Raw genomic sequence first — 16,127 nt, 5'->3', positions numbered from 1 at the left:
GTCTGCCCCGATCCGTGGGCGCGTTTTTTATGTGACCGCGCGTTATTTTTCGAGACTATTGCCCGACCAGCCAGATTCGTGCAAGCACTTTCTAGATATTGCGTCGTGCACCAAGTCCACCACAAGGGTAGCGTTCCATTACTCCGAGGCTGTGGTCGTGCGGGATCTCCTGCGCGGTGCGTGAACCGGGGCCTAAGCCCCGATCCTCTTGATGCGGATGCCGAGTTTGCGGGCCTTGTCGACGATATTCTCGGTGATGCCCGAACCGGGCGTGGCGATCAGACCCTGGGGCATGGTCTCGAGCATCTTGTCGTTGCGCTTGAAGGGGGCAGCCTTGCCATGGCTCTTCCAGTCGGGTTTGAACGCCACCTGCGTGACACCACGGGTATCTGCCCAGCGGGCAGCGATCATCTCGGCACCTTTTGGTGTGCCGCCGTGTAAAAGAATCATGTCTGGGTATTTCGCATGGGTGGCATCGAGGACGGACCAGATCAGGTCGTAGGCGTGATAGTCCCCGCCCGAGAAGGCGATCCGCGTGCCTTCGGGGCAGTGAACCTCGGTCTCCTTGCGCCGCTTGGCCGAGAGATAGGCCCGGCTGTCCACCACGGCGGAGGTGAGACCGCGATGCGAGACCTTGGATCCGGTGCGGGGCAGCCAGGGTGAACCGGTGGCGGCCGAGAAGTGGTCCACGGCCAGATCGCGCATCTGCTCGAAAGCGTCGCGATGGTCCCAGAGCTTCAGCCCGATCATCTGGAGGCGCTCGAGTTCGACCGAGGCGACCTCGGAGCCGTCCTGGATGGCCAGACTTTCCCGGACCTCGAATTCGTTGTCATCGAGGAGCTTCTGGATATGGGTGAGCCGGCGATGGAAGATCGAGGTCAGGGACCAGAGCATCTCTTCGAGATTGTCTTCCAACTGGCTTCCGGTGAGGAGGCCGATGGTGGTGTCAAAGAGCGTCGCCATGGCGAGTTCGACCTCGTCGGGCTGGGGCAGGGGGCGATGATCGGTCTCGCCGGGCCCGGGCGTTGCGACGTGAAGTGCGAGGTGGTCGAGGATGGCGGAGGTCACGCCGGTTTCCTCTTGGATGTCTGTCTGATGGGGCATTGTCTGGTTCCTCTGTTTGATCTGACCCGATTTGGATGGGGCGATAACAGGACCGGCGGCGACCGGGCCGCATCCGTCAGGATCGGAGCGCAGCGGAGAATGTGACCCGGACCGGAAAATTGTTCCCGCGAGGAATGGCCCGCCACGGTCATGTGGTGGGGCAGGGGAATTTTCCGGGTAGCGGGCGCATTGCTGCCCGGGCGAGGAGCACTCTGCTCCGACCCGCCGGTCCATCGCTCCCCTTGTCCAAACGGGATCAGATAGAACCGGCGAAACCTTTGCCCGGTCAGGCATCCCCGGGGAGGTTGGCGGTCACCCGTCCTCGATCTCCAGACCTTGTGCTTTCATGGCCTTTAGCAGAGAACGGCGCAGCGCATCTTTGCCAAATGCCCGCAGATCGTCGTTGAAATCGCCCATGTTTGGTACGAGATCACCACAGGTAATTCCAAGCGATTCCAGTTGGTTAAGCAATCTTATTGATGCGTCGCGTCCAGCTTCGTCATTGTCCCGCGCGATCCAGATACGCTTGATCCTCGGCGGCGGGATGAAGAGGCCGAGATGGGTGGCAGTGAGACAGGAGGCGAGATCGAACTCGGGGAGAGCCGTGCCGACCGAGAGGGTGTTCTCGAGACCTTCACCGACGATGAGATCGCTGCGCGCCTTGCCGGACCAGAAGCGGATGGCATGGCCGTGCAGCTGTCCGAGGATCCGCTTCGGGCTCTCGATCTCGGCCAAACCGCCGGTGGACGGGTCGAGAAAAACCCTTGCGCATCCGGTGATCTGGCCGCGATTGTCGGTGATCTTTGCCAGTAGGGCAGGGGCCCGTTCCAGCAGATCGGGGTCGTCCTCGCCCTGCCGCAGGAAGACACGCGCGTGATAGCGCAGGGCCGGGCCGAGCCGTGTGATCCCGCGCCCCTGCAGATAGGTGGCGGCCAAGGTGCCAAACACCGGCTTGCCAGCAGCGAAAAGTTTGCGCGCCCGCGCGATGCGTTTGCTGGAGGCTGCATCCGGGCGCTCAGCCCTTTGGGTGTCTCGAGGTACGGCAGGGCAGGGGGCTTCGCCGAGGAAGGATCGAGCCTCCCTCAGGGTCTCCTTGAGCGTGACAGACCCAAGCCGTTCATGCAGCAGGTCGATCAGGTCGCCATATTCACCCGTCGCGAAATCTTGCCAGGACCCGGCTTTACGACCAACCTGCGCCTGCAGACGGATGGCGAGGCTCTGGCCCTTTGCACCGGACGTGTCGCCGACCTGCCAATAATTACCCAGCTTGCGCCCCTCGGGGAAATACTGGCGGCAGAAACTCTCGGCATGGTCTGCCAGATCGGCCGAGAGGTCCGCGATACTGTGGCGCGCGCTCATGCGGCGGCCTCCGATGTGCCGGCGCCAACTGGATGCTCGGCAAGGACCCGTGTCAGCACCTCGATGCCGTCGACCGGAATGAACACCCGCGTCTTCCACTGGATCACTTCCGTGAAACAGCCCATTGCCTTCAGTCCGGGCAGGGCCGCGCCTGAAGCACCTATCAGCTCAAGCCTCGGCTGCCCCATGACCAGCGACCGGCGCAGCTGATAGCCGCCGAGGAGGTTCAGCGTCGTCCTGGCTTCCATCACGGCGGCGAGCACTTCCCGCGGCGTCATCTCGATCTGGCAATCGAGACCAAGGCGTGCAAAGACATTGAGAAGCTGCTCCTGGCTGACCAGTCGACCGATGGCGCGCTCCCCATCCTCGGTCTGAAGGCGGTAGATGCGCATGTTGTCAGCGGGAAGCCGATCCCAGATCGGCAGGAGAAGCCCGCAGATGAGCGTAATCTTTGAGGTGGTGAACTCCGGCACTGCCTCGACCTCGGCCTGCCAGAGCTGTTCGAATATCGCATCATCGATCTCTTCCCAGTGCGACTTCGAGAACTCGGTCAGCGCGAGGATTTCTGTGGCCATCGGACGCAGAAGCTTCACCCGCAGGATCGGCACGCCGTCCTCGTCCATGAAGGCCGGCGCATTCACCATCAGCGCCGCGCGTTTGGAGGAGGTGTTCCAGCACAGCGTCGCGCCGTCCGTATTTGCGCAGATCGATTTGATCCGGGGCAGGGTGAGCGGATCGTTGCGATCGGTACGCTCCACGGTCAGCGCAGTTGCCGTTGCGCCCGTAGCCCCGTGCTCGAAGATGACCTTGCGGTCGACGATTTCGAATTTCTCGGCCTTGAGCGTTTCGAGGCCGACATCGAGCGTGCCTGCCTGGCGCGCATCTTCGATGATGGCCGAGAGGAACCCGCCGAAGGCCTCGAAGATCGCGTCCTGCATGTCGATGCGGAGCGCGAGGCAACGATTCAGGAACTGCTGGATCGGCGGCAGGGTCTCTTTCATCGTGCCATCCGCTTCATCGAGCGTCAGCCCAGTCATCTCCTGGAATTTCGCATAGGAGCAGGCCTCGATCTTACCCGCACGCAGCTTGTAGAAGAACTGGCGCAGCGCCGCGCGTGCGTAGGGGCTCTCAAGATTGTCCTCGGCGCGGAACATGTTCTGGCCGCCGGTTTCGCGCTGCCCCTTGGTGATCGCCCCGAGCGTGTCGAGGCGGCGCGCGATGGTGGAGAGGAACCGTTTCTCACCCTTCACGTCTGTTGCGACGGGTCGAAACAGCGGCGGCAGCGCCTGATTGGTGCGGTTGGTGCGCCCGAGCCCCTGGATCGCATTGTCGGCCTTCCAGCCGGGCTCAAGGAGGTAATGCACCCGCAGGCGCTGGTTCTTGGCCCCGAGATCGGCATGATAGCTGCGCCCGGTGCCACCGGCATCGGAGAAGATCAGGATGCGCTTGGCATCATCCATGAAGGCCTGGGTTTCTCCGAGGTTGGAGGAAGCGGGACGCTTCTCGACCTTGAGCCGCCCCTCCCGCGTCTTCACGATGCGCCGTTTGCGCCCCGTGACCTCGGCCACAGCCTCCCCTCCGAAATGCCAAAGGATCTGGTCGAGAGCACCCTGTACTGGGGCGAGGGCACCGAGATGCTCGACAAGCTCGTCCCGCCGCCGCTCCGCCTCGCGGCAAATGATGTGATTGCCATCGCCATCGACGGCCGGGCGCGAGCGCAGATCCCCGCTCTCGTCGGTGTAAGGCTCGAAGAGCCGCGTCGGGAAGGAATGCATCAGGTAGTCCATGATGTTCTCGCGCGGCGTAAAATCGACCTGCAGATCATCCCACTCCGAAGGCGGGATCTCTTCGAGACGCCGTTCCATCACCGCCTCGCTGGTCGACACCACCTGGATCACCGCCGAATGTCCCGCCGCCAGGTCCGCCTCGATGGCGCGGATCAGCGAGGGGCATTTCATGGCGGTGATGAGGTGGTTGAAGAAGCGCTGCTTGTTGCTCTCAAACGCCGAGCGTGCGGCGGATTTGGCCTGAGGGTTCAAGGTGCCTGTCTCAGACGAAATGCCAGAGGCTTGTAGGGCAGCCTCAAGGTTGGTGTGGATGATCTGGTAGGCATCAGCGTAGCTGTCGTAGATCGCGACCTGGGCGGGCGTCAGCTCATGGACCAGCATCTCGTATTCGACCCCGGCATAGGAGAGGGACCGCGCGAGATAGAGCCCAAGCGCCTTCAGGTCGCGGGAAATCATCTCCATGGCGGCGATGCCCCCGGCCTCCATCGCGGCGACAAATTCTGCCCGCGTCACGAAGGGGAAATCTCCCGTGCCCCAGAGACCGAGGCGCGAAGCATAGGCAAGATTGCCAACGACCGTCGCCCCGGTGGCCGAGACATAGAGTACGCGGGCGTCGGGCACGGCGTTTTGCAGCGCGAGGCCCGCAAGGCCTTGTTGAGAGGCCTTTTTGTCGCCGCGGTCGGACTTTTCGCCGGCGGCATTGGCCATGGCGTGGCTTTCATCAAAAGCGATGACCCCGTCGAACCCCTCGCCGAGCCAGGAGGTCACTTGCTCGAGGCGGGCAGCCTTGCCCTCACGTTCAGCCGAGCGCAGCGTGGCGTAGGTAACGAAGAGGATGCCCTCGGGCAGGCGTATGTCGCTGCCTTGGCGGAATTTTGAGAGCGGCACGATATCGCTTTCACGCCCGCCGAGCGCCATCCAGTCGCGTCGCGCATCCTCGATGAGCTTGTCGCTCTTCGAGACCCAGACCGAGCGGCGACGCCCCTGCAGCCAGTTGTCGAGAATGATACCCGCGACCTGTCGCCCTTTACCGCATCCAGTGCCATCACCGAGGAACCAGCCCTTGCGCAGGCGGAAGGCGCCTTCGTCACCCTCAGCCGCTGCAATCAGTTGGCCTTCGATCTCGCCACGCTTGAACAAGCCTTTGAGATGCGTCTCGTGTGCATTGCCCGCGTAGATCACGCTTTCGAGCTGCGGCGCAGAGAGGAGACCGTCTCGAACGAGGGTCTTCGGCAGAACGGGGCGGTAGCTCGGCACGGGCGGCGGCACCGAGGCCATGGCGGCGGATTGCACAAGTGCTGTCGGATGCTCCGCCGCGCCGTCGATCCGGATCGCCTGCAGGTCATAGACCTCGTAGACCGTGTCCTGCAACGTGCCATAGGGTTCGCTCCAGGCTTTTGGCAAGTAGTCGAGCGGGGCCGTCTCGATGTCGTCGAACGGATGCTTCGCGCGTTCCTCGGCGAGCGCACGGGTTTCTTTGCGTGCTGCGTTGCGCAGGGCGTGGAGGTTGGTGCGGGTCGGCTGAGACGGGACCGAAAGGGCCGATGTGGTGGGGCAGGGCGGGGGGCTGCGGCGTTCCGGGCAATGGGCGAGTACTACGGAGAGAAGATCACTCGTGGTCGCGCAGATCGGATGATAGGCGGCGTCAATATCAGCCGGTGCGGTCTCTTCAGCACCAGCCGCGCGCTTATCGATTACCGTCAACCGCGTGTCGATCGTGGTGCCATGCCGTGCGAAGACCTTGCCGTCGATGGGGGCCGAAAACACGACATCGGCGCTCTGGCCGATCCGCTGAAATGTCGACTGGAAGGATTTCAAAGAGGGACGGAAGCTTTCGCCGGTGATGACGACAAGCCGCCCACCAGGCGCGAGGCGTGCCAGGGCGGAGAGAACATGCTGGCTGGTGGCCTGCCGGAACTTGCCCTCGACATGGTTGGCCGCAGAAAACGGCGGGTTCATCACGATGACAGAGGGCGTGATCGACCGATCCAGCCGGTCGTTGATCGAGGCGGCATCGTGGTTTGAAACGGCGGCATCGGGGAACAACTGCCCCAGTAGGGCGCGGCGCGTGTCGGCAAGTTCATTCAGCGCCAACCGTGCACCAGCGATCTTTGCAAAGATGGCCAGCATGCCCGTGCCCGTCGACGGCTCGAGCATCAGGTCGTCGTCCCGAAACCCGGCGGCCTGCGCGACGATGGCCGCGAGGGGCAAAGGCGTGGAAAACTGTTGCAGACGGATACTGTCTTCGGAGCGGCGCGTGTGAGACGGGGCCAGAGCCGTGAAACGTTCGATCATGGTGAGGAAGGCCTGCGGCGACAGTGCCTGACGCTGCATCAGCGCGCCGTAGCGCGAGAGTATAAGGATTTGGGCGACCTCGGCCGCCTCATAGGCGTCTTTCCAGACCCAGGCACCACTTGTGTCACTGGCACCGCAAGCATCTTCCATCGCGGCGCGAAGTGCGGCGGCGTCGATGGACCTGCCTGCCTCGAAAACGGGGACGAGGATTTTCGCAGCCTGCATCAGGTTTTGGGCGAAGCGTGGGGCATCCGGCAGGGCAGGGGCTTCGGGCTCGGTTGCAAGTTGGACGGAATGGGGGTGAGCGTTCATCGGCAATCTCCGGGGTTGAGGGTTGGCCCCGAGCCCCGCGTGCACTCTCTCACCCGGGAGGGGTCACCCCTCCCGCCCTGTCTCTCACTCTTTCATGGCCTCGAAAACTGAAGTCTTGGCAGCGAAAACTTATCCACAAAATCTGGGGATGACGCTGTGGGCGTTGTCGCGCAAACCCATGCCAGGCTGCTGGGACACGGCCGTGCCTGCATTTTGGGCACCTCCAGCGAAACGGACCCGACACACAGCAAGCTCGGGGACCGAATGGTCAACGAGGAGAAATCGCAAGAGCTCAGAATGGGGATCTGCAAATAAAAAGGCGACATCCGGGAGGAGGTGGATGCCGCCGATTATTCCGGATCGGCTCAGGGAGGAGGAGAGAACCGATCACAAGAGCGAACATAGGAGCAATGCTGCAGTCGCACAATGGGCGGGCTATGACTTTTCTGCAATGCAGCAATGCATGTCCGCGATCGGGTGCTGCCCATAGTTCCGGTGTGTGGCGGCGAGTTATTCTATGGATATGCGGTCAATGCACCGGTCGCGGGTGGCGCATGGGGATCGGACCGAGGAACGGCATTCCGCGCCTCCGGCAAACAATGCGTCTCATAGGCGCCAACAAACCCCCAGCAAGCGTCGATCTCCTCGCCACCCTGTTCGACGATGTAACCATAGACACGCCCACCAAGGTAAGAATCGTAGTCGGCGGTCTCACCACGTAAGATGTCTACAGCCTGTTCGCGCAGGGCCTTGGTCACGCGTTTTACACCGAATTCCTTTCGGACCGCTTCGAGCGTCACGTAGACGTAACCGACCTGCCCAGAATCCCACGGGCAGTGGAACCCGACGGTGTTCATCGCGAGACCGGAATGGTCATAGAGAAACACAGGCAGAATGATTGCCTTCCGCTCGGCGCGGTCCCGCAGACGATCCATCGAGAGATCGCTCTGATCCGAGACGCCCGCAAGATCGCGCAGGAACGCCTCAGGGCTGTCGTACTGATGGCTGTCACCCAGCCGATAGCGGCGGTGCCAGCAGATCAGCGTACCGAGGTTGCACCACTCTCGTGGGTCCTCAGCGTCGGGGTCGTGGTAGATCTTGATCGTGTGGCCCTGGTGGACCTCCTCGTAGACGGGATCTTGCATGTCCATGTCCTTTCTCGAAACGCAATCGACCCGCCAAGCCGGTTGTGGCGCAGGCGGGTCGATCTGGATGGGATCAGATGGTTGGTGAGTTTGCCGCCCGGCGGATCAGGCGGCGGCGCGATTCTGGCGATGCTGGACGTGCTCGACAGAGACCTTGAGAAGCCAATCCTCAAAGCCAAGAATGGTCTGGTGACCCGCAACCGCCTGGACCCAGGCCGCACGCGGATCGCTGCCGATCTGCGTCGGGTCGTTGTCGATCCGGCCATTGGCCATCCACGGTTCGGGTTGTATGCGTCCGAGCCAGTCAGCCAGTGACGGGATACGCCCCTGGCAGTCTTCGCGCACATGCTGCTCGCCGATCCAGCGGATCGGAACGACCCGGCCCGCGCTGTTGATCAGGCTGCGACCGAACACCCGCTCGGCATCATAGATCCCGACCGTATGATGTTTTTGGGCTCTGTGAACAAAGAGACCTAGGTGCTCTTTAGATGAGTCAAACCAGTCATGCACATGTTGGTAATCATCTGGAACACCGCCAAATCTACGGGCCGAGCTTTCGGCGTGGTGGAGAGGATGTGCCATGTCAGAGCCCCTCATGTTCTGTGGTGTCGGTCTCGATGAAGCGGTTCGAGTGGCTGACATCGATCTTGTCCGTCTCGAGCGCCCAGGTCAATTCGCCATAGCCGCCCTCGTTGTTTTCGAAGCCAGGGCTCAGCGCATAGGCAAAGTCCCAGCCGAAATCTTCGACCCGTCGCCGCAGCTCTTCTGTCAGGGTAATCGTGTCAGGCGTCACGACGACCTCCTCGACATTGCCGGAATCGCCATAGCCTTCATATTGCACGTCGAGGCCGGTCACGCCGAGGCCGCGCAGTTCGGTGAGAAGGGCTGCGCGGGTCTCGACCCGCTGTTCGGCTGCCCGTCTCTGGGCTTCGAGCATCTGCGCGTAGAAATCATTTGCTTGTGTCATATCTTCGGTCCTTTGGAATTGAGGGAGGGTGAGGGCGACCGTCTTGCAGGCCGCGCCCCGGAGGTTTCCTTTGGGGGGCTTCAGGCCGCAGCGTCGCCGCGTTTCTCAGCCGTCCGGTCAACCAGGTTGAAATACAAATTCTCGGTCGCGCGCTTGAACCCCGGCGGTTTGCGCGGAGCGAGGCAGCGCACCGAGGCGCTGCAGCTCTCGCCGTGCTCCATCGCGAACTGCGTCACTTGGTCGATCAGATCATCCATGCCCGCGGCCTCGATGCGCTTTTCGGGGTAGTTCGCCAGCATCTGGAACTGGGTGACGACGAAGGCGCCATCGCGATGTGCGGGATAGAGGGTGATCTGGTAGTCGAGTGTCTTGGCCATCTCTGGTCTCCTGCGGCAGGCCGGACACGATCATCGCGCCCCTTGGAACCCGCCAGCCCGAAAGGACCGCCCTTTGTGCAAGGGCGATCCGTGGCGATGTCGGTGAAAAAGGGGCGTCAGTATTCCGACGGCAGAAGCAGGGTCAGGACCCGGCGCGTCTGATCAGGATCGGAGGGCTCAGGCGAGCCATAGGTGTAGTCGACGTCGTACAGGTCGATCTTGAACCAGACCTTCGTGCCGTCGAGGTCGATGACGCCCATCTCGTGCCATCCTTGCGGGTCGCTGTCAGCGTTGAACGCGTCAAATGAAGCCACGCTGCGGGTGAGAGCAAGCTGGGCATCGGGCCCAAGCGCTGCAACGCCACGGGTCATCACGAACTGGCCCTGCGGGGCATCGGTGACGAGGATATTGCCAAGGATAGAGCGACGAAAGGCGTCATTCTGCGAAGCGACGAGTGCGGCTTCCTTAACGGGATCGAGGTCAAGTGTGGTGGTCATGGGATATCTCCGGGACGGGCCCGCCGATCCGATATCGGCTGTTGGTAACCCGTCAGCCGGAAAGGGCCGCCCTCGATGTGAGGACGGCCCAAGGCTCATGTCGTGATCAGGTCAGCGTGCGGCTCGTCAAGCCGCATCCTCGCTGAGGAAGGCGGGCAAGGACGACGGTTCATCGCTCTCGGCGTCGCTCAGAGAATCTTCGGCGGACACATCCCCCTCCTCGGTCTCCGGCGCTTCGCCTGCCATGTCGGCAACAGCCTCCGCCGCACCGGCAAACACCATCCCGTCGGGCAGCCAGCGCGTCGTCCTGACAACCGTTGCGGCGTCGAACCCTTCCGTCTCGCCGGCCGTTTCCGCGAAGGCCCGCTCCATCGCGGCCGCGATATCGCCCTTACGCTCGCGATTGCGATCTTCGGCGTAATCGTCGCCAATGAGCTTGCGCGCGGTAGCGACCGCATGCCCCTTGTTGACCCGACCCCAGTAATTCTGAGCAGTCGGGCGCCAGCAGGCCGCCACATCGACGTCAAGACGCGCGCCGATCTCCTCGATGATCGGGGAGGGGCGATTGTCGGAGGAAAGCTGCGGCTTGACTGCCAGACCCGTCGCCCAGGCGAAAAGCGCCTGCTTGGCGGCAATGGGCAGCGCCGACATCGCCCGGAAGTTTTCGGGCTTCTCCAGCGTAATCCAGTCGGTGGCGAGGCCCTGCTCCAGCGCCTCGAGCATCTTCTGGGCAACAGTATCCGAATGCAGCACCTCGCGGTTCTGCGCCTGGAAGGGCCGGATCGAGATATCGAGCGCCTCGTTGTTGTAGGACCGCCCCAGAGCCTGCTCGCAGAGCGCGTAGAGCATCGCATCGAACGCCACCTCGAAATCCGCCGCCAGATGCGCCCGAAGGATATGCTGACGCGTCGCGCGCAGATCGTCGGCGAGGCTCGCCGAAATCCCGTTCGCCTTGCGCAAGGTCGCGGCCGGGTCGGAGGTGGGCACCGGTGTCGAGGAGGTTGGCGGCGTCACGTTCGGGCGGACAGGAGACGGGGCATCACCCGCGTCAGCACTATTTTCGCTCGGGACGACCGCAGCGGGGATATCTTCTGGCCGCACGAGGCCTTTCTCGACACGCAGCGCGCCGTCATGACCGATGGTCAGAACCACGCCCGCGATGGCACGATCTTCGTCCGCGTAAGGCTGCCGTTCGCGTTGCAGGGCCTCGATCTCGCGCAGGCGCGGCTCGATGGCATAATATTCTTCCGTCTCCGCGTCCGTCCAGTCCTCGCCGTCATTCTTCGCCGCCAGTTCTTCCTCGCGCGCAATGAGACGTTCTTCTTCGGTGAGCAGGTCCGGATCGGGGTCGATGTCCTGCGGATAGACCCGCCCGAAGCTGCGAAACGCGCCGTAATCCACCGAGAGATGCACCTCGACCCATTTCCACGTTCCCTCGAAGGTTTTCGCCGCAGCCTGCAGCTTTTCGATGGCGAGACGCTCTAGGAGTTCGGGGTTCTCCATATGGGCGCTGGCGCGGTCGTCGAAGAGATCGCGCAGCAGAACACCACCCGCCGCCTCATAGGCCTCAATGCCGACAAAGCGCCCGATGGCCGAGTTCGCCGAATGGGCGGTCTCGGTAAGATGGCGTTTGATGCTTTGCGGATGGATGTGATAGCCGCCCTTCACTGCGTTCCAGACCGCCAGCTGGCGATCATGGTCGTCGGTCAGTGTGAAAGCCATCACGCATTCAAGGGTCAGATCACCCGCGCGGAACTGCTCGATGATCTCGGGCGCGACACGGGCGAGTTTGAGGCGGCGGCGCACCAGGTCGACGGAGACGCCGAATTTGAGCGCGATCTCGTCTTCGCTGCGGCCCTCGGCGATCATCGCCTCAAAAGCCTCGAACTGGTCGGCGGGGTGCATCGCCGCGCGCTGGAGGTTTTCAGTTGCAGAAGTAAGGATGGCGTTGCGCTTATCATCGACGAGGCAGGGCACGGGGTGATCGGCGGGGATGACGCTGTCCTCAGCGAGCTGCTTCAGCGCCTTGAGGCGACGACCGCCGGCATCGACTGCAAAACGTGTCTCTGACAGCGCATGAACCACCAGATTCTGTTTAATTCCGGTCTCGCGGATACTGACGAGGAGCTCAGCATCGTCGCTGGCGCTGGCCGCAACTTTTCGAACGTTGAGCGGGCTCGGCTCCAACTGGTCGAGCGGGATCATCCGGATGTCGGTCCCGCCGCCAGGCACGGACAACTCAGTGGCTTCGGTTTTCTTCGCAGTGGCGGGTTTCGGGCGGGTTGTGGTCTTGGCCATGGTCAGGGTCCTTGTCACGCCGGACCCGGAAGAGCCTCTCTCTATCCTTTCAAGCCCGGCACCCGGGCTTCCCTTTCTCTGGCTTTTTCTTGTGTTCCCTTACATGAGATCGTTTTGCACAGGCTTTGCTGTCTCCAAAGCCTACAGGCCTAGCTCACTGTTTGATTTTCCGAACCCACTTCCGCGAGCAAAATCTGCCGAATTGAGCTTTCAATTTTGACTTTACCAAATGTTGAAGCATCTCGGAAAACTGACTTCGTTTCGCATTCGAAGCAAATCAAGTCATGCTGACGGCCGACAACTTTTAGACCAACTGAACTTTCCCCGACATGGACCACATAGACCTCGCATGCTAGGTTCGCGCCTGCTTTCACCGGCGCATGGAATTGTAGGTCCATAGAGACAAAAGGCATGGCCGTGTTTCTTTCCGTGAGTAGAAAAAGCCAGCCCCGGCCTGAAAGCAAATCGTCCCAGAAAGTCTCGATCGCTTCCAGCGCGAAATTCGTAATCCGGCCAGTAAAGGCGATTCCCAGCTGGTCACAGTCGCCAAAGAAAATCCTGCGTTCGAAGGCAAATCGTGGTTTAAATTCTGTTTCTGGTACATTCATTGCAGCGTTACGGGCTCAACATTTCTTTGTCTCTGGTGCGTGACAGCGATAGGAAGGAATAGTTTTCCGGTCATTATGCCATGCGCCGGAATTCGGCGGGGGTCGCGCCTGTCATTTTTCGAAAAGTTCGACTAAAATGACTCTGATCTGCAAAACCGCAGTCAAGCGCGACCACTTTCAGGGGGGCATTACCCTTTCTCAGCATCTCCTGGGCCTTCGATATTCGCTTGCGCAAAACATATGCATACGGTGCCAACCCAAACTCCGCCTTGAACTGACGCGAAAAGTGAAACTGGCTGAAACCGATAGATGCGGCCATGTCTTCCAGACTGAGGTTTTCACCTAAGCAGCTTTCAACGAGATCGATGATTCTCTGCCTTTGAGCAGGGCTGAAGTTCGAGTTTGCGTCGCTGGTCAAAGAGACCTTGGCGTACTGACGCAGAAGGTGAACGGCGATCTGGATGCGCAGGGCGTCGATGATCAATCTCTGGCCGATTCCACCGTTCTTTAGCTCATTCTCTAGCAATTGGATGCAGTTCAGGATACAGGGGTCCTTCGCAGACAGACAATCATTGATCTCAATGGACTTCGGGTCACGATCAAAGACCGAAAGGGCCGTGTTTTCGAGTTCACTGTGACTGAGATAGACGTGTCTAACCGTGATAGGCTCGGACCAACTCCAAGTGGATTCCTCTGCACGCGTGAGCAAGGAAATCCTACCTTTCTCTACGCGCGCGCTTTGCCATGGGCCGCCACTCGTGCGGCGCATAGTGGTTGGCGCGCCATCATATGCAACAATCATATAGTCGCGCATGGGGGGAATTGCCGCGTCTTGTCGCTCATAACGATAGCCCTTCAGGGTAATGCCGTTCCAGTTGCACCCGGAACTGTCCAACGTAGTCGTGCCGGGAATCCATTCGGGTATCCGGTCCGGTGATATGAGCAGTCTTTCCATCTTGGCCTCCCTGAACTTTTTCACGATCGTCCGCTTGAGCTGAAATTTCGGCTTAGGTCGTCTCGCGCATCCGCGGTTCTTCTCGAACGATATTCGCTTGAGTCAATCTATCGATTTCAGCTTCTGTCAGTCCAGCCTCGCTAAGCAACTCCCTACTATGCTGCCCGAAGCGAGGCGGTGCCGCGCGAACCGCTCCGGGGGTACGCGACAAGCGTGCTGGCACGCCGGTGCCGCGGTAGGTGCCAACTGATACCACCATGCCGCGATGTCGGGTGTGTGGATGCTCCAACGCTTCATTCACATTCCGAACGACTCCGGCGGGAATCCCAGCTTTCAAAAGCACCGGCTCAAGTTTGAAGGCGTCATGTTGCACCAGGCACTCTGACAAGACCTCTGTCATCTCTGACCGATGCGCAAGACGCGCGGCATTGTCGGCAAATCGTGGATCGCAGGGCACCTCAGGTAGGCCAAGCACGTCACAGAGTTTTGCGAACTGACCATTGTTACCGATAGCCAGATAGAGTTTGCCATTACTTGTTTCGAACATGTCGTATGGTACGATATTTGGATGCCCATTGCCGGTCGCCATTGGTATCTGTCCGGACATGAGGGAATTAGCCGCTTGGGGATGCATCATGCTGATCGCGCAATCATATAGCGGCACTTCGATGGCTTGGCCCAATCCGGACCGGCCCCGTTCCAAAAGTGCGGCGAGAATAGCGTTACAGGCGATCAGACCGGTGCCGATGTCCACGATGGGCGTACCCATGCGTGTCGGGCCTTCGGAGGGATTGCCGTTGATGCTCATGAGGCCCGTCATAGCTTGTACCACGGCGTCATAGCCGGGAAAACCGCCAAGTGGGCCATCGGAACCAAATCCAGTCACATGGCAGAGTACCAGTCTAGGAAAACGTGCCCTGAGAACATCAGCATAACCAAGCCCCCATTTTTCAAGAGTACCAGACTTAAAATTGTGAACTAAAACATCCGCATCCTGAAGAAACCGCAAAATCAGGTCGCGCCCTTCCGGTTGCTGCAGATCGATAGCGATGGACCGCTTGTTGCGGTTGGCGCCAGAGAAATAAGCGCTGAGTTCATCATTGAAAGGCGGGCCCCAACTGCGGGTCTCGTCGCCCAGAGGCGGCTCCACCTTGATGACCTCAGCGCCATGATCCGCAAGCATTTGGGTGCAGTAAGGCCCGCCCAGCACGCGGCTGAGGTCGACCACCTTGATCCCGTCCAATGAGCCAGCCATCAAAGCGCCTCCTGATAGAGGCGCGACACATCTTCGGCTGTCATGTCGCGCGGGTTGGTCTCCAGCAATCGCGTGATACCGGTCACGACCTCATTAGCCATTCCGGGAATGGCTGCCTCGGTCACTCCGACACCAGAAAGTCGAGACTCAAGTCCGCTTTCGACTAGCATCCGTTCCATCTCGTCGATCAGGCCATGGGCCGCAGCCGCATCAGAGTTGAAAGGCCGCGAGGGCAGTAGTAACCGCGATAGACGAGCATATTCAGCTTCTGCAACGGGCATGTTGAACCTCATCACTGGTCCTGCGACCAGAGCGTTTGCGTGCCCGTGAGGAACCTTGAAACCTGTTCCAAGTGGGTATGACAAGGCATGAATCGCCCCCACGCTGGCATTAATGAAGGCCATCCCAGCCAGTGTCGCCCCCAACAGCATGGCCTCTCGCGCTGACAGGTCCGAAGGCGTTTCCATGACGATTGGTAAGTTCTGACCGAGAAGCACCAGCGCTTTGTCCGCCATTCCATCGGAAATGGGATTCTTTCTGGTGCGACTGGTTACTGCCTCAATGGCGTGAACCATTGCGTCTAACGCCGTGGCCGCTGTGATGTGACGAGGCATTCCCAATGTTAGCTTTGCATCTAGCAAGGCAACGTCAGGCAGAAGCTGCGGTGCATATACCGCTTTTTTTTCGTGGCTTTCCGAAGTCAGCACGGACACCCATGTTACCTCTGATCCGGTCCCTGCCGTGGTTGGCACCTGGATCAGTGGCAAGCGTTTATCGGTGACCTGATTAATCCCGATCATGTCCGTAATCGGTTGATCGTTGGCTACCGCCGCTGCGATGACCTTGGCAGTGTCCAGTGAACTGCCGCCGCCAAGTCCGATGATTCCGTCAGCACCAAAGGCCCGCGCGACCTCTACCGCGGCCTCGACGACAGCGATCGGGGGGTCCGCTTCGACTTTATGAAAAATCTCAACCTCGATGCCAGCAGCCCTAAGTGAGGCGGCTGCCTCGTCCGCAAAACCACAGGCCAATATGCCCGGGTCCGTCACGACCAGCGCACGGGTGCAAGACAAATCTTGCATCAGGCTGCCGATCCGGCCAAGCCCACCGCTCTCGCAGACGATCCTCGGGGTGGAAAGGAAATTGAAGTCCATAGTTTGTCTTCGCT

Annotated in this window: 14 protein-coding genes; 1 reads left to right on the top strand and 13 read right to left on the bottom strand. The window is 60.7% G+C overall.

Annotated elements, in window-relative coordinates:
• A partial coding sequence (locus tag AADW22_RS15460) for a hypothetical protein (RefSeq protein ID WP_407474629.1) occupies nt 1-184 on the top strand: 184 nt, incomplete at its 5' end.
• 8 nt (nt 185-192) lie between these two features.
• Here AADW22_RS15460 and AADW22_RS15455 read toward each other — a convergent pair.
• The 13 genes from AADW22_RS15455 to AADW22_RS15395 form a co-directional block, all read right to left on the bottom strand.
• The gene (locus AADW22_RS15455) at nt 193-1,104 is read right to left on the bottom strand and encodes a DUF2493 domain-containing protein (RefSeq protein ID WP_009827041.1); all 912 of its coding nucleotides are present in this window, start codon (nt 1,102-1,104) and stop codon (nt 193-195) included.
• Between the two features lie 312 nt (nt 1,105-1,416).
• The gene (locus AADW22_RS15450) at nt 1,417-2,463 is read right to left on the bottom strand and encodes a toprim domain-containing protein (protein ID WP_009827040.1); all 1,047 of its coding nucleotides are present in this window, start codon (nt 2,461-2,463) and stop codon (nt 1,417-1,419) included.
• Nucleotides 2,460-6,857, bottom strand: coding sequence for a strawberry notch-like NTP hydrolase domain-containing protein (locus AADW22_RS15445; protein ID WP_407474628.1), 4,398 nt, complete (start codon nt 6,855-6,857; stop codon nt 2,460-2,462). The genes AADW22_RS15450 and AADW22_RS15445 overlap by 4 nt, the downstream gene beginning before the upstream one ends.
• Nucleotides 6,858-7,372: 515 nt before the next feature.
• Entirely contained in the window at nt 7,373-8,002 is a 630-nt protein-coding gene (locus AADW22_RS15440; protein WP_037931030.1) for a hypothetical protein, read from the bottom strand.
• A 105-nt stretch (nt 8,003-8,107) separates the two neighbouring features.
• Nucleotides 8,108-8,584 (bottom strand): DUF6915 family protein, encoded by a 477-nt coding sequence (locus tag AADW22_RS15435; protein ID WP_037930962.1) that lies wholly within the window; start codon nt 8,582-8,584, stop codon nt 8,108-8,110.
• Between the two features lies 1 nt (nt 8,585).
• Nucleotides 8,586-8,969 (bottom strand): DUF6878 family protein, encoded by a 384-nt coding sequence (locus AADW22_RS15430; RefSeq protein WP_009804230.1) that lies wholly within the window; start codon nt 8,967-8,969, stop codon nt 8,586-8,588.
• 80 nt (nt 8,970-9,049) lie between these two features.
• A complete protein-coding gene (locus tag AADW22_RS15425; RefSeq protein ID WP_009804229.1) occupies nt 9,050-9,346 on the bottom strand; it encodes a hypothetical protein in 297 nt (98 codons plus the stop codon).
• A 116-nt stretch (nt 9,347-9,462) separates the two neighbouring features.
• A complete protein-coding gene (locus tag AADW22_RS15420; protein WP_009804228.1) occupies nt 9,463-9,843 on the bottom strand; it encodes a DUF3768 domain-containing protein in 381 nt (126 codons plus the stop codon).
• A 126-nt stretch (nt 9,844-9,969) separates the two neighbouring features.
• Nucleotides 9,970-12,141: a ParB/RepB/Spo0J family partition protein gene (locus AADW22_RS15415; protein WP_009804227.1), complete on the bottom strand. Its 2,172-nt coding sequence runs from the start codon at nt 12,139-12,141 to the stop codon at nt 9,970-9,972.
• A gap of 149 nt (nt 12,142-12,290) precedes the next feature.
• A complete protein-coding gene (locus AADW22_RS15410) occupies nt 12,291-12,749 on the bottom strand; it encodes a thioesterase family protein (protein ID WP_007120589.1) in 459 nt (152 codons plus the stop codon).
• A gap of 73 nt (nt 12,750-12,822) precedes the next feature.
• Entirely contained in the window at nt 12,823-13,704 is an 882-nt protein-coding gene (locus AADW22_RS15405; protein ID WP_232272173.1) for an AraC family transcriptional regulator, read from the bottom strand.
• A gap of 52 nt (nt 13,705-13,756) precedes the next feature.
• Nucleotides 13,757-14,959 carry a CaiB/BaiF CoA-transferase family protein gene (locus tag AADW22_RS15400; protein ID WP_007120591.1) on the bottom strand — a complete coding sequence of 401 codons (1,203 nt, stop codon included), beginning with the start codon at nt 14,957-14,959 and terminating at the stop codon, nt 13,757-13,759.
• On the bottom strand, nt 14,959-16,113 hold the full coding sequence (locus AADW22_RS15395; protein ID WP_007120592.1) for an iron-containing alcohol dehydrogenase: 1,155 nt from the start codon (nt 16,111-16,113) through the stop codon (nt 14,959-14,961). Before AADW22_RS15395 ends, AADW22_RS15400 begins: the two co-directional genes overlap by 1 nt.
• Nucleotides 16,114-16,127: the final 14 nt, after the last annotated feature.

Origin of the sequence: Sulfitobacter sp. PM12, from assembly GCF_045586035.1 — a bacterium.
Classification (GTDB): Bacteria; Pseudomonadota; Alphaproteobacteria; order Rhodobacterales; family Rhodobacteraceae; genus Sulfitobacter; species Sulfitobacter pontiacus.
Note: the sequence above shows the minus strand (reverse complement) of the source record. Positions and strands in the feature narration are given on the sequence as shown.